The sequence below is a fragment of the Sphingomonas sp. NPDC079357 genome (assembly GCF_044901155.1).
In the GTDB taxonomy this organism is placed as follows: Bacteria; Pseudomonadota; Alphaproteobacteria; order Sphingomonadales; family Sphingomonadaceae; genus Sphingomonas.
Genome location: NZ_JBJDOM010000001.1, coordinates 478,147 through 497,580, shown reverse-complemented (window position 1 = coordinate 497,580; position 19,434 = coordinate 478,147). Strand labels below are relative to the sequence as shown.

The 19,434-nt window shown below is 67.4% G+C and carries 18 protein-coding genes; 8 read left to right on the top strand and 10 right to left on the bottom strand.

Annotated elements, in window-relative coordinates; all coding sequences use genetic code 11:
• Positions 1-5 precede the first annotated feature (5 nt).
• Together ACI2JO_RS02195 and ACI2JO_RS02190 are read left to right on the top strand one after the other, a co-directional pair.
• Positions 6-959, top strand: a complete 954-nt coding sequence (locus ACI2JO_RS02195; RefSeq protein WP_404719115.1) for a zinc-binding dehydrogenase — start codon at positions 6-8, stop codon at positions 957-959.
• 144 nt (positions 960-1,103) lie between these two features.
• Positions 1,104-2,114 carry a Gfo/Idh/MocA family protein gene (locus ACI2JO_RS02190; protein ID WP_404719114.1) on the top strand — a complete coding sequence of 337 codons (1,011 nt, stop codon included), beginning with the start codon at positions 1,104-1,106 and terminating at the stop codon, positions 2,112-2,114.
• 139 nt (positions 2,115-2,253) lie between these two features.
• Here ACI2JO_RS02190 and ACI2JO_RS02185 read toward each other — a convergent pair whose 3' ends face one another.
• Both ACI2JO_RS02185 and ACI2JO_RS02180 read right to left on the bottom strand, forming a co-directional pair.
• A complete protein-coding gene (locus ACI2JO_RS02185; RefSeq protein ID WP_404719113.1) occupies positions 2,254-3,699 on the bottom strand; it encodes a methyl-accepting chemotaxis protein in 1,446 nt (481 codons plus the stop codon).
• 199 nt (positions 3,700-3,898) lie between these two features.
• Positions 3,899-4,381 carry an Lrp/AsnC family transcriptional regulator gene (locus ACI2JO_RS02180; RefSeq protein ID WP_404719112.1) on the bottom strand — a complete coding sequence of 161 codons (483 nt, stop codon included), beginning with the start codon at positions 4,379-4,381 and terminating at the stop codon, positions 3,899-3,901.
• A 108-nt stretch (positions 4,382-4,489) separates the two neighbouring features.
• On the opposite strand from ACI2JO_RS02180, the gene ald reads away from it, so the two are divergent.
• Positions 4,490-5,578, top strand: coding sequence for an alanine dehydrogenase (ald, locus tag ACI2JO_RS02175; RefSeq protein ID WP_404719111.1), 1,089 nt, complete (start codon positions 4,490-4,492; stop codon positions 5,576-5,578).
• Positions 5,579-5,691: 113 nt separating this feature from the next.
• Here ald and ACI2JO_RS02170 read toward each other — a convergent pair whose 3' ends face one another.
• On the bottom strand, positions 5,692-6,072 hold the full coding sequence (locus ACI2JO_RS02170) for a hypothetical protein (RefSeq protein ID WP_404719110.1): 381 nt from the start codon (positions 6,070-6,072) through the stop codon (positions 5,692-5,694).
• A gap of 250 nt (positions 6,073-6,322) precedes the next feature.
• On the opposite strand from ACI2JO_RS02170, the gene ACI2JO_RS02165 reads away from it, so the two are divergent.
• Together ACI2JO_RS02165 and ACI2JO_RS02160 are read left to right on the top strand one after the other, a co-directional pair.
• Positions 6,323-6,955: a class I SAM-dependent methyltransferase gene (locus tag ACI2JO_RS02165; protein WP_404719109.1), complete on the top strand. Its 633-nt coding sequence runs from the start codon at positions 6,323-6,325 to the stop codon at positions 6,953-6,955.
• Entirely contained in the window at positions 6,952-7,599 is a 648-nt protein-coding gene (locus ACI2JO_RS02160; RefSeq protein WP_404719108.1) for a hypothetical protein, read from the top strand. Before ACI2JO_RS02165 ends, ACI2JO_RS02160 begins: the two co-directional genes overlap by 4 nt.
• Positions 7,600-7,784: 185 nt before the next feature.
• Here the strand turns inward: ACI2JO_RS02160 and ACI2JO_RS02155 are convergent, their stop codons facing one another.
• The gene (locus ACI2JO_RS02155; RefSeq protein ID WP_404719107.1) at positions 7,785-9,443 is read right to left on the bottom strand and encodes an aminotransferase class III-fold pyridoxal phosphate-dependent enzyme; all 1,659 of its coding nucleotides are present in this window, start codon (positions 9,441-9,443) and stop codon (positions 7,785-7,787) included.
• A gap of 53 nt (positions 9,444-9,496) precedes the next feature.
• Here ACI2JO_RS02155 and asd point away from each other — a divergent pair, with 53 nt between their 5' ends.
• Entirely contained in the window at positions 9,497-10,336 is an 840-nt protein-coding gene (gene asd, locus ACI2JO_RS02150) for an archaetidylserine decarboxylase (RefSeq protein WP_404719106.1), read from the top strand.
• An 82-nt stretch (positions 10,337-10,418) separates the two neighbouring features.
• Here asd and ACI2JO_RS02145 read toward each other — a convergent pair whose 3' ends face one another.
• Both ACI2JO_RS02145 and ACI2JO_RS02140 read right to left on the bottom strand, forming a co-directional pair.
• Entirely contained in the window at positions 10,419-11,744 is a 1,326-nt protein-coding gene (locus ACI2JO_RS02145; RefSeq protein ID WP_404719105.1) for a sensor histidine kinase, read from the bottom strand.
• Positions 11,741-12,403 carry a response regulator gene (locus tag ACI2JO_RS02140; RefSeq protein ID WP_404719104.1) on the bottom strand — a complete coding sequence of 221 codons (663 nt, stop codon included), beginning with the start codon at positions 12,401-12,403 and terminating at the stop codon, positions 11,741-11,743. Before ACI2JO_RS02140 ends, ACI2JO_RS02145 begins: the two co-directional genes overlap by 4 nt.
• Before the next feature lie 126 nt (positions 12,404-12,529).
• On the opposite strand from ACI2JO_RS02140, the gene ACI2JO_RS02135 reads away from it, so the two are divergent.
• Entirely contained in the window at positions 12,530-13,165 is a 636-nt protein-coding gene (locus tag ACI2JO_RS02135; protein ID WP_404719103.1) for a hypothetical protein, read from the top strand.
• 46 nt (positions 13,166-13,211) lie between these two features.
• On the opposite strand, the gene ACI2JO_RS02130 is transcribed toward ACI2JO_RS02135, so the two are convergent.
• Positions 13,212-14,165, bottom strand: coding sequence for a 2-hydroxyacid dehydrogenase (locus tag ACI2JO_RS02130; protein ID WP_404719102.1), 954 nt, complete (start codon positions 14,163-14,165; stop codon positions 13,212-13,214).
• A 32-nt stretch (positions 14,166-14,197) separates the two neighbouring features.
• On the bottom strand, positions 14,198-14,344 hold the full coding sequence (locus ACI2JO_RS02125; RefSeq protein WP_404719101.1) for a hypothetical protein: 147 nt from the start codon (positions 14,342-14,344) through the stop codon (positions 14,198-14,200).
• 171 nt (positions 14,345-14,515) lie between these two features.
• Between ACI2JO_RS02125 and ACI2JO_RS02120 the strand changes: the two genes are divergently transcribed.
• Positions 14,516-14,944, top strand: a complete 429-nt coding sequence (locus ACI2JO_RS02120; RefSeq protein ID WP_404719100.1) for an NIPSNAP family protein — start codon at positions 14,516-14,518, stop codon at positions 14,942-14,944.
• Between the two features lie 67 nt (positions 14,945-15,011).
• Here the strand turns inward: ACI2JO_RS02120 and ACI2JO_RS02115 are convergent, their stop codons facing one another.
• Both ACI2JO_RS02115 and ACI2JO_RS02110 read right to left on the bottom strand, forming a co-directional pair.
• Entirely contained in the window at positions 15,012-16,361 is a 1,350-nt protein-coding gene (locus tag ACI2JO_RS02115; RefSeq protein ID WP_404719099.1) for an amidohydrolase, read from the bottom strand.
• A 73-nt stretch (positions 16,362-16,434) separates the two neighbouring features.
• Entirely contained in the window at positions 16,435-19,218 is a 2,784-nt protein-coding gene (locus tag ACI2JO_RS02110; RefSeq protein WP_404719098.1) for a TonB-dependent receptor, read from the bottom strand.
• Positions 19,219-19,434 lie beyond the last annotated feature (216 nt).

Here is a 19,434-nt window from a genome sequence, read left to right as displayed (position 1 = left end):
GCATGATGCCCGCCGCCGTGCTGGTGGCGCCGGGGCGGTTCGAAGTGCGCGACGCGCCGGTGCCGCAACCCGGCGCGCGCGAAGTGCGCGTGCGGCTGGAAGGCTGCGGGGTCTGCGCGTCGAACGTCGAGCCGTGGGAAGGGCAGCCGTGGTCGACCTATCCGACCGAGGCCGGCGGGATGGGGCATGAGGGCTGGGGCTTCGTTGATGCGCTGGGCGAGGGCGTCGACGACGTCGCGGTCGGCGAGCGGGTGACGGTGCTGTCGGGTCACAGCTTCGCGCCCTATGACGTGGCGTCGGTCGACCAACTGGTCCGGCTGCCCGCCGCGCTCGACGAACAGGCGTTTCCGGGCGAGCCGCTGGCGTGCGCGATGAACATCTTCCGCCGCGCCGACGTGCTGCCCGGGCAGACGGTGGCGATCGTCGGGATCGGCTTTCTCGGGGCGGTGCTGACCAGACTGGCGAGCGATGCGGGCGCGCGGGTGATCGCGATTTCGCGACGCGCGGAGTCACTGGCGCTGGCGCGCGCGAACGGCGCTGCCGAGACGATCGCGATGGACGATCACTGGGCGATCATCGAGCGGGTCAAGCAACTAACCGGCGAAGCGATGTGCGAGCGGGTGATCGAGGCGGTCGGCAAGCAATGGCCGCTCGACCTCGCCTCGGCGATCGTCGGCTTCGGCGGGCGGCTGGTGGTCGCCGGCTATCATCAGGACGGGCCGCGGCAGGTGAATATGCAGGACTGGAACTGGAAGGGGATCGACGTGATCAACGCGCACGAACGCGACCCGCGGGTGAACCTGCGCGGGCTCAACGAGGCGGTGGCGGCGGTGGCCGGCGGGCGCGTCGATCTGGCGGCGCTACTGACGCACCGCTATACGCTGGCGGAGCTGAACGAAGCGGTCGCCGCGACGCGCGACAAGCCCGCCGGGTTCGTGAAGGCGGTGGTGACGTTCTAAGGCGGGGCCGCAGGAACACCAGCTCCGTCATTCCCGCGAAGGCGGGAATCCAGACGCGCTGACGGCCCGCTTCTATCGAGACGGCATGGGTTCTGAATTTCCGCCTCCGGGGGAATGACGAGTAATAGAGTTGGATTTGCACGCATGACCCATACCAAACCGCGCATCGGCTTCCTCGGCACCGGCTGGATCGGGCGGCACCGGATGGCGGCGATGGTTGCCAGCGGCGCGGTGGAGGCGGTCGCGATCAGCGACCCGTCGCCGGAAATGGTCGCCGCGGCGGTGCGGGACGCGCCCGCCGCGCAGGTGTGCGCGTCGCTCGACCCAATGCTGGCGCTCGGACTTGACGGGGTGGTGATCGCCAGCCCGAGCGCGCTTCACGCCGCGCAGTCGATCGCGGCACTGGAGGCGGGCGTGGCGGTGTTCTGCCAGAAGCCGCTCGGGCGCGATGCCGCCGAGAACGAAGCGGTGGTGGCGGCGGCACGGCGCGCCGACCGGTTGCTCGGGGTCGACCTGTCCTATCGCCATACCGCAGGGATGCGCGCGATCGCGCCGCTGGTGCGCAGCGGGGCGCTGGGGCGCGTGTTCGCGATCGATCTGACCTTCCACAATGCCTATGGCCCCGACAAGCCGTGGTTCTACGACCGCGCGCAATCCGGTGGCGGGTGCGTCATGGATCTCGGCATCCATCTCGCCGATCTCGCCTTGTGGCTCAATCCGGGGGCGGCCGCCGAGCGCGTCGATGCCGCGCTCTATGCCAGCGGCGTCCCGCTCGCGGCGGAAGCGGTTGAGGATTATGCCGCCGCGACGGTGCGGCTGGATAACGGCGTGGTCGTGCGGCTGGCCTGTTCGTGGCGGCTGCACGCCGGACAGGATGCGGTGATCGAAGCGGCCTTCTACGGCACCGAGGGCGGGGCGGCGCTGCGCAACGTTGGCGGCTCGTTCTACGATTTCACCGCCGAGCATTTTCGCGGCACGGCGCGCGAGACGCTGGCGGTGCCGCCCGACGATTGGGGCGGGCGTGCCGCAGTCGACTGGGCGGAGCGGCTGGCGTCGGGGGCGCGGTTCGATGCGGTGGCGGAGGAGTATGTCGCGACGGCGCGGGTGCTCGACGCGATCTATGCGGCGGGACGGACCGCGTCATCGCGAGCGTAGCGCGGCAAACCATGGCGTCCTTATCCGGCTCTGGATTGCCCTGCGACGCTCGCAATGAGGAGGAAGGATGCGGGCGGAACGTGAGGGCGCCGCAGCAAAGCCGCGTTGTCGGTCGGGGCCTTGCCCCGCCGCGCTGGGACTAGAACTCCGACCACTCCTCATCCGCCACCGCTAGCGCCGTCCCGCGCGTGCCGGTGGCCGGGCGTCGGGAGGTGCGCGCCAGCTCACGGCCGGCCTGCGCGGCGCGCGACTGAAGGTCGTGGACCGGCGAGGCGGCCGGGATGCTGGCGGCGAGCATTGGGCGCTGCGTGGTCGCGGTGCGGAAGCGCGCGACTTCGCTCGTCAGGCGGTCGGCCTCCTCGGCAAGGCTGCGCGCGGCGGCGGTGGCTTCCTCGACCATCGCGGCATTCTGCTGCGTGACGCCGTCCATCTCCGAGACGGCGGTGTTCACCTGCTGCAGGCCGGTCGCCTGATGCTCCGCCGATTGCGCGATCGTCGAGACGAGTGTGCTGATCTCACCGATGCGGGTGATGATCCGCTGGAGCGCCTTGCCGGTCTCGCTGACCAGCATCACGCCAGCCTCGACCTGCTCGGACGAGGCGAGGATCTTGGTCTTCACGTCCTTGGCGGCATCCGCCGAGCGCTGCGCGAGCGCGCGGACCTCGCTGGCGACGACTGCGAAGCCCTTGCCCGCGTCGCCGGCACGCGCCGCCTCGACGCCCGCGTTGAGCGCCAGCAGATTGGTCTGAAAGGCAATCCCGTCAATGACGCTGATGATCTCGCTGATTTCCGACGAGGCGCGCTCGATCCCGCCCATCGCATCGACCGCGCGGCGCACGACATCACCCGAGCTTTCCGCCTCGGTGCGGGCGTCGACCACCGCGTCATTGGCGCGGCGCGCACCGGCAGCCGTCTCGCGCACGGTGGCAGTAATCTCGTCCATCGCCGCGGCGGTTTCCTCTAGCGAGGCGGCCTGCTGCTCGGTGCGCTGCGACAAATCGTCCGACGCCTGACGGATGTCCGCCGCGCCGCTGCTGATGCCATTGGCGGCGGTCGTCACCGCGCCGATCGTGCTCGACACCGCCGCCATCGCACGATTGAAGTTGGTGCGCAGCATATCGTAGTCGGGCGCGAACGGCGTCACGATCGTAAAGGTGAGATCGTTGTCGCCGAGCCGGCTCAGCCCGGTGCCCAATGCATCGACGACGGCCTGCTGCGTCGCCGCCGCGCTGGCCAGCGCCTTGCCGTTGCGCTGAAAGACATGCATCGCCTGCGCCATTCGTCCGACGCAGTCACGATAGTCGGTGAAAAGGATCGGTGCGTCGAAATCGTTTGCCGCCAGCTGCTCCATACGTAGCACCGTGCTCACATAAGGGTCGCAAATCAGCTTCCGGGATGTCACCGCCAATGCGATAACGGCCACCAACGCGCCGCTCGAGATCGACAGGGCGGCTGGCACGGGCATGAAACCTTTCCCGGCTCCCGCGGTGGCGATCAGCGAAAACGCCGACAGCGTAACGTACAGAAATGCCAGGGTGGCGAATTTTGTGCGTATCGGCGCATTGCGTTGAAACCATTGGATCATTTTAGTTTCTCGCACCCCGTCGAAGTATTTCACCGCAAACAAATCAGTCACGCCGATGTGAAGGGTGGGGATAAAAGATGGGTTAACGCAATAAGAAACGATCACGGTTCAGTTGAAGAAGAGAGCGTTTCCTGGGAAAACTATGTCTAACTTCCAAGTGCTTGACGGATTGCCAGCAATATTGATCAGGCTGATCGCTTTAGTCATGCAACGATGGTGGCAAGCGCGTGGCGACGACCTCCCGCAGCACGAAGCCGCTTTCCATCTGTGTGACGCCAGGCAGGCGCGAAAGCTCGTCGCGGTGGATCTGGGCAAAATGCGCTAGATCTCTTGCTCTTACCGTGATGAGGTAATCATAGCTGCCGGACATCAAATCGCAGCGGACCACTGACGGACTTGCGGCGATCGCGGTTTCGAAGGCGTCGAGCACGTCGATCCGCTGGCTCTCCAGCGTCACCTTGATATGGACGATCGTCTGAAATCCGAGCCGCGCGAGATCGAGCCGTGCGGCATAGCCAGTGATGATCCCGGCCTCTTCCAGCGCGCGCTGCCGCCGTGCGACGGCGGTGGCGGAGCGGCCGATCGCCTCGGCCAACGTGAAGGCGGTCGCGCGCGCATTGTCGAGCAGCAGCGCAATCAGGCGGCGGTCGATTCGATCGAGCACGGCGTTTTTCGGCGTCATGAGGCAGGATCATGCAGGATTCCGCTGCGGTGTCATTCACTCAGTATGCAGTTCGCCCGGTTTCACCGTCAGCGCCGCGCTATACTGTGACAAACAAGGAGACGGACCATGCGCATCGGCGTGCCCAAGGAAATCAAGAACCATGAATATCGTGTTGGCCTGACCCCGGGCGCGGTGCGCGAATATGTCGCGCATGGTCACGAGGTGATCGTTCAGACCGGAGCGGGCGCCGGCATTGCCGCCGACGACGAGGCCTATCGCGCCGCCGGTGCCGGGATCGTTGATACCGCTGAGGAAGTCTTCGCAACCGCGCAGATGGTGGTGAAGGTCAAGGAGCCGCAGCCCGGCGAGTGGATCCAGCTTCGCGAGGACCAGATCCTGTTCACCTATCTCCATCTCGCGCCGGATCCCGAGCAGGCCAAGGGATTGCAGGCGTCAGGTGTCACCGCGGTGGCGTATGAGACGGTGGTCGATGCGCGCGGCCACCTGCCGCTGCTCGCACCGATGAGCGAAGTTGCAGGCAGGCTTTCGATCGAGGCGGCAGGCACCGCGCTGAAGGCGGTCAATGGTGGACGCGGCGTGCTGATTGGTGGCGTCCCCGGCGTGCAGCCGGCGAGGATCGTCGTGCTGGGTGGCGGCGTGGTCGGTACCCATGCCGCTCGGATGGCGGTCGGCCTGGGGGCGGAGGTGACGATCATCGACCGCTCAATCCCCCGGTTGCGCGAGCTTGACGAATTGTTCCAGGGCCGCGTGCGGACGCGCGTGTCGACGCTGGAGTCGATCGAGCATGAGATTTCGGAAGCCGATGCGGTGATCGGCGCGGTGCTGATCCCCGGTGCCTCGGCGCCGAAGCTGGTCACGCGCCCGATGCTCAAGTTGATGAAGCCGCGTGCGGTGCTGGTCGACGTCGCGATCGATCAGGGCGGATGTTTCGAGACCAGCCATGCGACGACCCATGCCGAGCCGACCTATGAGGTCGATGGCGTGATCCATTATTGCGTTGCGAACATGCCGGGCGCGGTGCCGCTGACAAGCAGCCACGCCCTGAATAATGCGACCTTGCCCTACGGGCTGGCGCTGGCTGATCACGGCTATGGCGCAGCCGAGGCAGATGCCGGGCTGATGGCGGGTGTCAACGTGCGCGGCGGCAAGATCGTCAACAAGGTGGTCGCCGAGGCACTCGGCGTCGCGGGGTAATATATCCGCCGGGCCTGATCCGGACCCCGCTTCCACCGGCCTTGGCAGGAGAAGCGGGGCCCCGGATCAGGGCCGGGGCGAAGGTGGAGGGGGGTAGCCTCCCTCCACCGATCTCACTTGCTCTTGCGTGCGCGCTTCGGGGCGGCTGCCGCTTCGGTATCCTCCTCCTCGTCGTGCTCCTCTTCGCCCGCCTCGGTCAGCGCCTCGCCGAGCGCCTTGAGCTTGTCCTGCGACTTCTCGGCCTTGTCGGCAATCTTGGTCGTCGCCGCGCCGAGCCGGTGAAGCAGCGCATGGACGCGATCAGCGTCGGGTGTGTCCTTCTCCAGTTGCTTGCGCAGTGACCCCAGGTCACGCAGGATGCCCTTGGCGCCGGGCGTATCGACATCGGCGAGCGCAGCCTCCCAATCCTCGATCATGTCGACGCCCTTTGCGGGCTTGGTGTCGTCGAGTCCGCGATTGATCGCGTTCATGGTTCCGGCGAATTTCACGGCCATCGGCTGCTTCCTTTCGTGGGAGAAAAGTCCCGCGCAGCGAACGAGGCGGCGATCCGCTTGGCTCCCTGATGCAGATCAATTTGGAAGATAAAGATTCCTCTTCGGCATGTGTCACTGGCGTGTCGCTTCCGTGACGCCGGGCGTCACCCAATCGTCGTCACGCTGACACCTCTCCGTCGCACAAGGGTCGCCGTCCCAAGGCCCCACACGGCCTCTTCAGCGAAGGTAAGCGGCGGGAATGACAGCGACGATGACGACGGCCGGCGTGGCGCTGGCCTATGATCGGTGGGCACCGGTGTACGATCTGGTGTTTGGCCCGGTGTTTCGACAGGGGCGCGCGGCAGCGATCCGCGCCGCCGACCGGATCGGCGGCCGCATTCTCGAGGTTGGAGTAGGCACCGGCATTTCGTTGCCGCAATATGCCACGACCAGCCGCGTGACCGGCGTCGACATCTCGGAAGACATGCTCGACAAGGCGCGCGCCCGCGCCCGTCGGCTGAACCTCACCAACGTCGACGCGATCCGTGTCGGTGATGCCGAGGCGCTGGATTATCCGGACGGATCCTTCGACGTCGTGGTCGCGCAATATGTGGTGAGCGCGGTCGCCAACCCGCAGCGTGCGCTGGATGAATTCGCGCGCGTCTGCCGTCCGGGTGGCGAGATCATCATCACGACCCGCGTCGGCGCCGAACAGGGGCTGCGCGGCGGGATCGAGCGAGCGCTGATGCCGATCACCGAACGGCTCGGCTTCCGCACCGACTTCCCGTTCGCGCTCTACACCGACTGGATCGGGACGCGCAGTGACGTGTCGCTCACTGAGCGCCGCGCGATCCCGCCGTTCGGGCATTTCTCGCTGGTCCGCATCGCCAAGGAGAAGGCATGATGCCGTCGATTCGCAAACTCCGTTTCGAGGATGAACAAGGCAATCCCGGGTTCCGCGCGCAGTTGAAGGAGCAGCGCTGGGACGATCATCGCTATTATCACCACGATCTGATCAACCAGAGCCTGCATTTCGTCAGCGCGTGCACATTCATCACCGCCTATGCGTTGTTGTTCGTCGATGCCGCGCTGGCGAGCCTGCTGGCGTGGGGAGTCGCCATGACCAGCCGGCAGGCCGGACATTTCTTCTTCGAGCCGAAAGACTATGACGAAGAGAATGGCGTCACGCATGAGTATAAGGAAGAGGTGAAAGTCGGCTACAACCTGACGCGCAAGTACGTGCTCATGGGGTTATGGCTCGCGATCCCGGTAGTGCTGGCGCTGTCGCCGACGCTGTTCGGTATGCTGGAGCGGCCCGATGGCGCGCTGGACTTCCTCCGGCATGTCGGGTTCGGGTGGCTGTTCTTCGGGATAGTGGCGATCCTGTTTCGCGTTGGTCAATTGTGGATCGAACGCGATCTGGAGACCGGCATCGTCTGGGCGACCAAGATCGTCACCGATCCGTTCAGCGACTTCCGCCTGTACCGCACCGCGCCGGCGCGGCTGATCAAGCACGGCCGCAGCGACGATCACCACGCGGCGGCATGAAGGCGGGGCGGCGCGCGGCGTCGCTCCCGGCCTTTCATTCCCGCGCAGGCGGGTATCCAGACGCGCAGTGTTGTACGAGGTTCAGGACGATAGTGGCGCCGTCGCGATTGAGCCGCGGCGACATGGGTTATGGATCCCCGCCTGCGCGGGGAGGACGATGGTGGAGGGCGGTCAGGCCGCTCCGCTCACCTTCCCCTGACCCGTGCCGCCAGCGACTCCTTCAACGCCTGACGCTTCAATTGCTTGTTGCTCGCGACCGGCCCGTCCCACCAGCCGTCGGTCTGCATCGCCTGCCCGGCCGCGACGATCCGCGCGGCGATCTGCTCGAACAGCACATTGTCGATGTCGAGGCTGAAGATCAGCCGCCCGGTGCCGACCCATGACAGCGCCAGCCCCTCGGCGCGGAGGTAGTATTGCAGCATCCAGTTATAGCGCGACGGGCGGGAGTAGAGGATCGTCCACACCGTCTCCAGATGCGCGACCGACAGCGGCAATCCCGCCGCTTCGAGCAGGGCGTTGAGCCGCGCGGCGCGCCCGGTCCAGCGCTCGGTCATGCCCTTGTACAGTGCGGCGACCTCGGGCGTGTCGAGGCGGCGCAGGAAGGCATCGGTCGCGGCCATCACATAAGGATGCGCGTTGAACGTGCCGCGCGCAAAGCAGATGTCGACCGGGCGATCGTCGCGCCAGCGCTTCATCAGCGCCGCGCGGCCCGTGAGCACGCCGATCGGCAGCCCGCCGCCCAGCGTCTTGCCCCAGACGATCATGTCCGGGTCGATCCCCCATGCGCGCGCGACGCTGCCGGGAGCGAGGCGGAAGCCCATGAAAACTTCGTCGAAGATCAGCACGATGTCGTTGGCGCGACAGGTCGCAGCGAGACGCCGCAACCACGCGATATACGCCGGCAGGTCCGCGCCTGCGGCGCGCGCGCTGTCGACCAGCTGGCTGTCCGACGGCGCGCCGCCGTTCGGGTGGAGCGCCTGCAACGGATTGACCAGCACGCAGGCCACGTCCTTGCGTTTGGCAAGTACCGCCAGCGTCTGCTCGGACTGGTCGGCGAGCGTCAGCGTATGATCGGCGGACACCGGGTTACCGATGCCGGGCTGCACGTCGCCCCACCAGCCGTGGTACGCGCCCGCGAACCGCACCAGCCGGCGCTTCCCGGTGTGATAGCGCGCCAGCCGCACCGCCTGCATGACCGCCTCGGTGCCGGACATGTGGAACGACACCTCGTCGAGGCCCGACAGCGCGCACAGCCGGCGGACGTTGTCGGCGACGACCGGATGATAGCTGCCCAGCACGCCGCCGAGCGGGTCGGCGATGTCGAGCGCCTCGCGCATCGTCGCCTTGTAGAAGTCGTTGCCGAACAGGTTGACGCCGTAGCTGCCGGTCAGGTCGATGAAGCGATTGCCGTCGAGATCGGTCAGCCATGCGCCCTCCGCGCGCGCCATGAACGCGCCGACCGGGAGGTGTGCGCGCACCGTCGCGGCGAAGGGGAAGGGTACGCGGTAGCGGCCGGTGAACTGCAGGTCGGACAGCCCCTCGCGCGTCTCGGCGGTCAGCGCGAGCGTCTGCGGGAAGCGCTCCGCGTAAAGCGCCGCGAGCCGCTCGAACCCGGCGCGGCGGCGTGCGGCGACACCCGCGTCGCAGGCGTCGGCCCGGAAGAAGCGTTCGTCGACATGCGCGTAATAGGGGATCTGCCCGGCGATTCGCTTGGCCATGCGGACGTGGCCGCCGGGACCGGGGTGCTTGGCGCGCGAGAGCGCGAGTCGCTCACGGCCCTTGGTCGCGGCGAACAGGGTGCCGGCGACGAGCCCGGCGACGGCGGCGAGGGTCTTTTTCTCCATGGCGCCACTACGCGCGCCGCGATGACGCAGGTGTGACAATGCGAAGCGGACTGATGCGCGTGCTGAGGCAGGAAGATCTCAATTTCCTGCTGACCAATCGGTTGCCGCGACGCTGGGCGACGAAAATGGTCGGCCGGATCGCGGCGATCGAGCATCCGCTGGTCGCGAGGCCGGCGCTGGCGGCGTGGCGGTTCTTATGCGACGTCGACCTGCGCGATGCCGAGACGACGCACTTCGCGAGCCTGCGCGATGGGTTCATCCGGCGGCTGCACGCGGGCGCGCGGGTGTTCGCGCCGGGTGATGACGTGGTGGCGAGCCCGTGCGATGCGATCGTCGGCGCGCACGGGCGGGTCGAGAACGGGCAGCTCTATCAGGTGAAGGGCTTTCCGTACCGGCTCGACGAGCTGTTGCCCGATGCGGCGCTGGCGGCGCGATTTGCGAACGGGTGGTTCGTGACGCTACGGCTGACCGCGGGGATGTATCACCGCTTTCATGCGCCCGCCGACCTGACCGTCGAGGCGGTGACCTACCAGTCGGGCGATTGCTGGAACGTCAATCCGATTGCGCTGCGCCGGGTCGAGCGGTTGTTCTGCCGCAACGAGCGCGCGGTGATCGAGGCGCGCGGAGCGGGCGGGCGCGAACTGCTGCTGGTGCCGGTGGCAGCGGTGCTCGTGGCGAGTATCCGGCTGACGTTTCTCGATACCGAACGGACGTTGCGCGAGCACGGGCCGGGGCGACGCGCGTGCGATGTAGCGGTGACGAAGGGCGCGGAGATGGGCTGGTTCGAGCATGGCTCGACGATCGTGATGTTCCTGCCGGGTACGGCGCGGCTGCGGGAGCGGTTGAAGGAAAGGCAGCCGATCCGCGCGGGGGAGGCGATTGCGGATTGGTAGGTACGTCATTGCGAGCCTAGCGAAGCAATCCAGGGTGCCTTAGCTGCGCTCTGGATTGCTTCGCTATGCTCGCGATGATGACTTATGCCGTCGGCAGCGTCAGCGTCACCAGAAGGCCATGCGGCGCATTCTCCGCCAGCGCCAGTGCGCCTCCGTAGAGCCCCGCCAGCTCCGCGACGATCGTCAGCCCGAAACCGTGCCCGTCACCGCGCTCGTCGAGGCGAGTGCCGGGTTGCAGCACCTGCGCGCGGGCGGCGGCAGGGATGCCGGGGCCGTCGTCGGCGATCGTCAGCGCGACGCTGCGGCCATCGCGCCTTGCGGCGATGACGATGAGCGACCCGGCGTGGCGAGCGGCATTGTCGAGCAGGTTGCCGAGCAGTTCGTCGAGATCCTGCGCGTCCACCGCGACTGCGATATCGTCCGCGACCTCTCGCACAATCGTCAGCGGCGGGCCGTCGTGGAGCCGCTCCACCACCGCGGCGATGTCCGCGACGGCTGGCGCGAGCGGGGTTGTGACGCGGCGGTTGACCGCGGCGGCGCGCGCGCGGGCGAGATGGTGGCGGATTGTGCTGTCGATCCGGGCGACGGTAGCGGCGAGGCGCGGCTGATCACGCAGGTCGATCGCAAGCGCGGCGACAGGGGTCTTGAGCGCATGGGCGAGATTGGCAGCCGAGGCGCGCGCGGTCGCCAGTGTCACGACGTTGTCGGCGGTGAGCGCGTTGAGCTCGCTCGCCAACGGCGCAAGTTCGGCGGGCTGGTCGGCGTCGACCTTCTCGCGCGCGCCGGTGCGGATCGCGGCGACCTGTTCGCGCAGCCGGTGCAATGGCCGCAAGGCGACGCGCAACTGGACGAGCAACGCGACGGTCAGCAACGCTGCGACGCCGCCGAGGGCGAGGAGCAACGGCGCGAGCGCCCCCTCGATCGGGCGCGTAAGCACCGCGCGCGGGGCGGCGGCGGTCAGCGTCACGTCGCCGCGTCGCGTCGCCAGCGTGATTGTCCGCGCGTGTAGCGCACCGCCGTCCGCCGCTTTCGCCTCGACGGGGTGCGGGCCCGGCGGGCCGGGGGGCGCTGGCGGAGCGGGCGGTGTCGGTCGACCGGCGGCGGGCACCGGCACGTCAGCTGCGCCGATCGCACCGTCCGGCCCTGCGATCCGCCATTGCCAACCGGGATCGCCACCGAAGACGGCGACGCGCTCGGTCAGCCGCGCTCTATCGACGCGCCCGTCGCGATCGACCACCGAGGCGAGCACCAGCAATTGCGCGTCGAGCCGACGGTCGAGCCCTTCGGTCACGAAGCGGCCGAGCAGCCCGGCCATCACCGCCCCCGCCAGCACCAGCGCGAGCGATGTCGCGACCGCCGACACTAGCAGCATCCGCGCCTGCAGCGATCGTGGCAACCACCGGGTCATGCCGGGCATACCAGCCGATAGCCGCGCCCGCGCACCGTCTCGATCAGCGTCGCGCCGATCTTCTTGCGCAGCCGCCCGACGATCACTTCAAGACTATTCGAATCGACATCGGCATCGCCTTCGTAGACGCGTTCGAGCAGGTCGAGCCGCTCGATCACCGCATTGCGATGGAGCATGAGCTGCGACAGAACGCGCCACTCGAAGGCGGTCAGCTTGAGCGGCAGGCCATCGAGTTCAAACACCCCGGTCTGTGAATCGAACGACAAGGGCCCGCACGTCAGCAGCGCCTGCGCGTGGCCAGCCGCACGCCGCATCAGCGCGCGGAGCCGCATCACCAGTTCCTCGACGCGGAACGGCTTGACGAGGAAATCGTCCGCGCCGGCCTTGAACCCGGCGACCTTGTCCGACCAGCCGTCGCGCGCGGTGAGGATCAGCACGGGCAGATCGCGGCCTGCGTCGCGCCACGCCTTGAGCACCGAAATGCCGTCGCGCTCCGGCAATCCGAGGTCGAGCACCGCCGCGTCGAAGCGCTCGGTCTCGCCGAGATGCGCGGCATCCACGCCGTTGTCAGCGACGTCGACCGCGAAATGCTCCTCGCGCAGCGCGCGCGCGAGCGCCGGCCCGAGATCGCGGTCGTCCTCGACCAGCAGGATACGCATTTTGCCCCTTCCTCTTCGCCCCGCGCCCTATGCCGCTCGGTTAAACCGAAACTGAACGATCCGGTTCAGCGCGGGTGGCGGAGGGCGCACCTAAACATTGCTCATCAACCCGAAGAGGAGTGAGTAATGAAAGCTTCAATGATCCCGCATCTGTCGCGCGGCCAGCGGGTCGCGCTCGGCGCTGCCGCACTGCTGGCGATGGGAGCGGCGGGCGGCGCAGGCGCGGTGCAGCTGACCAGGCCGAGCGTCGAGATGGCGCCGACGGTCCCGACCGCCATTGCCAAGTTGCCCGCCACCAGCGGCATCGTGACGGTGCGCGGGCGGGTCGCGGGTGTCTATGGCACGCGCTTTCTGGTCGAGGATGCCAGCGGGCGTACGCTGGTCGACGCCGGTCGCGGCGCTGGCATGCTGACCAAGGGCGCGCCGGTGCTGGTGCAGGGCCGCTTCGACGATGGCCAACTGCGCGCGCGCTTCCTCGCCGACCAGGGCGGGGTACGCGAGGTCGGCGCGCCGCCGCCGCCCCCGCCGCCGCCCGCCCCCGGCGCAGGTGCCCCGCCTCCGCCCCCCGGTGCCGGTGCGCCGCCGCCGCCGCCGGGCGCTGGTGCCCCTCCGCCGCCGCCGCCCGGTGCGGGCGCACCACCGCCGCCGCCCGCCCCGGGCGCAGGTGCGCCCTTGGCGCCCCCTACGGGAGCCGGCGCGCCGCCGCCACCGCCGCCGGTTAACGGGCAGGTGCCGCCCGCGCCGACCGCACCGCGCGCGTAATCAGATCGGGGAGCGGCGCCACGCGCGCTGCTCCCCTTTTCGTGCGTCAGGCGGTTTCGGGCACTGGGGTCAGCGCCGCGCCGGTGTCGAACCAGCTAATGAGGTTATCGACCACCAACTGCCCCATCGCCGCGCGGGTCTGTTCGGAGGCCGAGCCGAGGTGCGGCAGCAGCACGACATTGTCCATCGCCCGCAGCTCGGCCGGCACGTGCGGCTCGTCGGCATAGACGTCCAGCCCGGCGGCGAGGATCGTTCCCTCACGTAGCGCGGCGATCAGCGCCGGCTCGTCGGTGACGCTGCCGCGTGCGACGTTGATGAAGATCCCCTGCGGCCCCAGCGCCGTTAGCACCTCGGCATTCACCAGATGCCGCGTCGACGCGCCGCCGGGTACGATCGCGATCAGCACGTCGCACGCCGTGGCGAGCGCGACCGGCGTGTCGTGATAGGCATAGGCCACGTCGTCGCGCCGCGTGCGCTGGTGATATCCGATCGCGACATCGAAGCCTTCCAGCCGCCGCGCGATCTGCTGCCCGATCGCGCCGAGCCCGATGATGCCGACGGTTCGTCCGCGCAGCGTCGGCGAAAGCGGAAAGGGGGCCTGCTCCCAGCGGCCCTCGCGCACGTAGCGGTCGGCCTGCGGCAAGCGCCGGATCGTCGCGAGCAACAGCCCGAGCGCGAGGTCGGCGACTTCGGCGTCGAGCACCCCAGGCGTGTTGGTGACCATAATCCCACGCGTCGCCGCCGCTTGCGCGTCGATATTATCGTAGCCGACGCCGAAATTGGCAACGATTTCCAGCGCAGGCAACCGGTCGAACAGCGCCGCATCGACCCGCCCGGCGAGCGTATTGGCGGCCAGCCCGCGGATCGCGGCGCCATGTTCCGCGAGGAACGCGTCGGAGTCGGGCTGCTCCCAGAGGCGATGAAGCGTGAAGCGTGCGTCGAGCGCCGCGATCACCGCGGCAGGCATCGGGGCGGGCATAAGGATCTGTGTGTCGGTCATGCCCGCCGGTGTAGCGGTTTACGCGACGCGCGTCAGCCGACCGGACGCGCGCCGGGCGTGCCGCATTTCGCGAACTTGCCGTTGGCGGTCTTGCACCGAGTCGCCTTGGCGGGCGGGCATTTGACGAACTTGCCGGTCTTCGGGTCCTTGCACGGCGCGGCGAAGACGGGCGGGGCCATCAGCGTCAACGCGGCGGCAACAGCGAGCAGACGAAGTATCGGACATCCTCCAGCCCGGCGATCGGGCACGATCGAGGTTAAGCTCTTCTTTCTACGAGGAAAAGGGCAGGGGGCTTGTCCGATCAACAGTTTACCGGCGATATGTTGGCATAGAAGATAAGGAGGGGCTTGATGCGACGGATATTGTGGGCGGCTATGGCGGCGGTGCTGACGGGCGGAGTGGCGCAGGCTGAACCCGCGAAGCTCGATCCGAAGACCGCCGTCTACGAGTTGCGCACCTATTACCCGGCGCCCGGCAAGGCGGCGGCCCTCAATTCGCGCTTTCGGGAGCATACATTGGGGCTTTTTGCCAAGCATGGCATGACCAATGTCGCCTATTGGAATGAGATTCCTACTGATGCGGCGCCCGAGGGGCGGGTGGTGTACGTGCTTGCCTACCCAAGCCGCGCGGCGCGCGACGCGGATTGGGCGGCATTCGGCAAAGATCCAGAGTGGCAGAAGGTCGTCGCCGCCTCCGAGGCGGCGGGCAAGCTGGTGACCAAGGTCGACAGCGTCTTCATGACCGCCACGGATTACTCGCCGCCGATTTTGGGCAAGTAACGCGATTCATCATTGCGGGCGGAGCAACGCAATCCAAGGCCGGACCAGGACACCCCGGATCGCCGCGCTACGCTCGCAATGACGACCAGGCCGCGCCGCCCGGCTTGAGCAGGTCGAGCACCGCCGCGGTCATCGCGGTCGCGCCGGTGGTGACGACCGCCTGCGGATCGACCTTGAACAACGGCGAATGGTGCGACGGGATGGCCGGGCCGCCCTTCGCCGCGGCGTCGAACGCGGCCTGCTGTGTCCCGCCGACCGCGAAATAATAGCCCTTGATGCCGTACTTGGGCTCGATGAACGCGGCGAAGTCCTCCGCGCCCATGCCCTTTTGCTGGAACGGGATAACCTTGTCCGCCCCCAGCGTCGTCGCCATCACGGTATTGAGCCGGCGTGCCAGCGCGGCGTCGTTGACCGTCGTCGGCGTGCCTTCGATCACGGTCACCACCGGCATCTTGTCCGCCGGCATCCCGTTCAACTCGCCGATCCCGCGCGCGACGCGCTTGATCCCGGCGAGCAATTGCGCGCGCGTCGCCTCGTCGTTGGCACGCACCGTCACCTGTAGTTTCGCCTGATCCGAGATAATGTTGTGCTTCAGCCCGGCGTGGAAGCTGCCGACGGTGATGACCGCGGGGCGCAGCGGCTGGCGCTCGCGGCTGACCAGCCCTTGCAGCGCGATGACCAGCTGGCTGGCCATATAGACCGGGTCCTTGCCGGCCTGCGGGCTCGCGCCGTGCGCGCCGATGCCGGGGACGACGATGTCGACGCTGTCCGACGAGCTGTACTGGATGTCCTCCGACGCCGAGACGGTGCCCGCCAGTTCTTCGGAATTGGAGTGATAGGCCAAAGCGTAATCAGGCTTGGGGAACCGGGTATAGAGCCCGTCCTTGACCATCGCCGCCGCGCCGCCGACGCGTTCCTCGGCGGGCTGGACGACGAACACGACAGTGCCGGCCCAGCGATCCTTCATTGCCGCCAGCCGGCGGGCAGTCGCGATCAGCCCGACAATGTGCGTGTCATGCCCGCAGGCGTGCATCACCGGCGCCTCGACGCCGTCAATGCCGACCTGCCGTACCGTGCTGGCGTTGGCGAGCCCGGACTTTTCCTCGACCGGCAACCCATCCATGTCGGCGCGGACCAGCACCACCGGGCCGTTGCCGTTCTTCAGCACGCCGACCACGCCGGTGCCGCCGACCTTCTCGGTGACCTGCACACCGGGGATCGCGCGGAGTGCCGCCGCCATCTTCGCGGCGGTGCGCTCTTCCTTGAACGACAGTTCGGGGTGGCGATGAAAGTCGTCCCACATCGCCGCCAGCGACGTGTCGTAATCGGCGCGGATCGCCGCAGCATAATCGGGCTCGGCGGCGGCAGGCTGCGCGAGCGCGCCGAGCGCGGCGGCGGCGAGAAGCAGTGAACGCATGGCAAGACCCCCATTGTTTTCCGCAGCGTAGCGCCGTGCGGAAGAGGCGGGAAGGGGGCCTTGCACGGCCCGGTTACATCCGTAGCGTCGCCGACAGGTAGAAGCTGCGGCCGTAGAAGCTGCTCTCCTGCCAGATCGACGGATTGTTGTTGTAATAGGCCTCTTCGCGGCTGTTGTTGAGGTTGATGACGCCGGCCGCGAAGCTGAGATAGTCGGTCGGGGTAAAGCCCGCCGCCAGATCGAACTGCGTCCGCGCGCGAACGGTATGGCCTTCGGTCGCGAAGAAGCTGTCCGCGCCATTCTGTTCGTACGAACTGCGGTAATTGGCCGAGAGCCGCAGGCTGAACAGCCGGTTCTCCCAATAAGGCGTGATGTTCGCGGTATTCTTCGACAGGTTGCGCACCGTGAAGCCGGTGCCGATCGCCACCTTGGTCGGGATCACGCGCGTGTAATTCGCCAGCAGCCCGAAGCCGTCGACCGGCAGCCAGCGGTCGAACGACTGGTTCCAGCTCACCTCGACGCCGCGGATGCGGATCGTGCTGGGGTCGTTCGAGGTCTGGGTGATGTTATAGATGTTGCCCGCGGCGTCGACGCAGTCGCCGTTGGTCGCGCCGGTGCTGGCGCGCGACAGCGCGGTGCCGTTGAAATTGCCCGGGCACACCAGCGACGAGAAGGTGCCGTTCTTCACCCATTTGTAGAAGCCGTTGATCGACAGTGCGCTGGCCGGCCCGTAATACCACTCCACGCCCAGATCGAGCTGGTCGGCGGTCAGCGGCTTGAGCCCCGACTGGCCGAGATCGATGGTCAGCGTGCGCGTGCCGACCGGGAAGGTGTTGGCGGTCGATGAGGTGGTCTGCGCCAGCGAGCTGCGCGAATCGAGGATCGGGCGCACCAGCACCTTGGCGGCGGCGAAGCGCACCTGCAGCGTGCGGGTCGGCTCCAGCACGAGGTTCAGGCTCGGCAGGACGTTGTCGTACTCCTGCGTCTCGACATACTCGCCGATCTTCTGCGTGACGTCGGTGTAGCTGCCGGTGCGCGGCTGGGTGATATTGCCGTTCACGACCTGTTTGGTGTGCTCGTAGCGGACGCCGAGATTGCCGCGCAGCGGCGCGCCGAACACCATGCTGTCGAGCGACGCCATCGCATAGACGGCGGGGATGTAGCGATCGACGGTATAGCTGCCTTCCGGTGCGGGCAGGTCGGGCACCGCGATCCCTGCATTGGCGAGCGCCTGACGATAGCCGGCGGTGTCGGGCGCGATCCACGCATTGGGCAGGTTGCCGTTGCCGTCGAGGAACCCGCCGACGCCGTAGCTGGCCGCAGACAGCGCCGGGAACAACGTGCTGGTCGGGCCCGGACGGTTGGCGATCGAGCCGAGATCGTGGCGGCCGACATCGCGAACGAAGCTTTCGTGGCGGAACTTGGTGCCCGCCGCGAATTGCGAGATCGGGCCGAGCGTCACGTCCTTGGTGACGTCGACCTGCGTCGAGACTTCCTTGCCGGTGGTGCGACGCGTCGCGCCGTTCGGGAATTCGTTCCGCACCAGCGTCGCCTGATTGTAGAGCGCCGGATCGGACAGGTTCGCCGCGACGGTGTATTTCGGGTTGCGCGGATCGGTGATGTCGAGCGTCGCCGACGGAATGGTGACGCCAAGGATCGCGGCATCCTCGCGTGAATAAGCGTAGCCGCGGGTAAAGTTGCCGACGGCGCGGACGGCGAGCCCGTCCTCGTCCTTCCACTTCATCGCCAGCGTATAGCCCTGGCTGGACAGCTTGCGGCTTTCCTCCTGCCGGTTGTTCTCCAGCGTGAAGTTGGTCGCGGTGGTCACCTTCGACGCGCCGTCGCTGATGCTGCCGGCGGTCAGCCGCGACGTGTTGAACAGGAACACCTGCTGGTTGACGTCATACCTGGTGTCGTCGCGCGCATAGATCGCGGTCGCGTCGATTTCCAGCCGGTCGGTTGGCCGCCACTGCACACCGCCGCTGCCCGTCAACTGCTCGATCGAGCGATCGATGCGGCGGTAGCGCGGGCGCCGCGGCACCGCGATCACCGCACCGTTGATCGTCTGTGTCGCCCAGCGATCCTGGAACAGATAGTCGGCGCGATCCTCGAGCTTCTGATAGCCAAGGTTGACGTAAACGCCCAGCCGCCCGTCCGCGAACTGGTCGACATAGCTGGCGCCGAACTTGGGCGTGATCGTCTTGCCGGCATATTCGCTGTTCTGCACCTTGGCGGACAGCACGATCTTGCGACTCTTGTAATCGAGCGGCTGAACGGTCTGGATGTTGATCGTGCCCGACAGCCCGCCGCTGTCCATGTCCGGGGTCGGCGACTTCAGCACCTGCACGGCATTGGCCAGTTCGGTCTGGATGATGTCGTAGCGGAAGCCGTCGGTGAAGTCGGCGCTCTTGAAGGTTTGCCCGTTGATCGTGGTCAGCGCATATTGCGGACCGAGGCCACGGATGCTGATCGTCGCGCCGCGCCCGTTGATGTTCTGCATCTGCACGCCGGAGATGCGTTGAATCGACTCCGTGATGTTCTGGCTCGGGAACTTGCCGAGATCCTCCGCCGAAATCCCGTCGCTGACGCGTGTGTCGCGGCGCTTCGCGTCGAGCGCGGTGGCGATCGAGGCGCGGAAGCCGGTGACCACGACATCGCTGCCTTCTTGGGCGGCATCGGCGGCTGCGATCGGTTCGCTGTTCGCCGGGGTCGGCGTAACCGCCGCGTTGGGATCGATCGGAACGGTCTGCGCCAGGGCGGTGGGTGCCATGATCCAGAACGCCGACCCTGCAGTGCCGAGCAACATCGCCTTCACCGCACGCGTGACGCGCGCCGGTTCGCCAACAACAACAGCCATTTTCCCAACCCCCGATCGTTAAGCATGTGACGCCGCGCGGTTTGTCCGTTCGCGAGCCCTGCTCCTCCTGCCCGGTCAAGGTGCTTTGGTATTATCGGGCTGTCAATTGGTTTTACAGCGGTAGCATATCGCTCTGACAACTGATCTCCCGAAATTAACGGAACTTACTAATCCAAAGCAGGTTTGTGTCTGCGATTGGCAGGTCGACACTTCCTG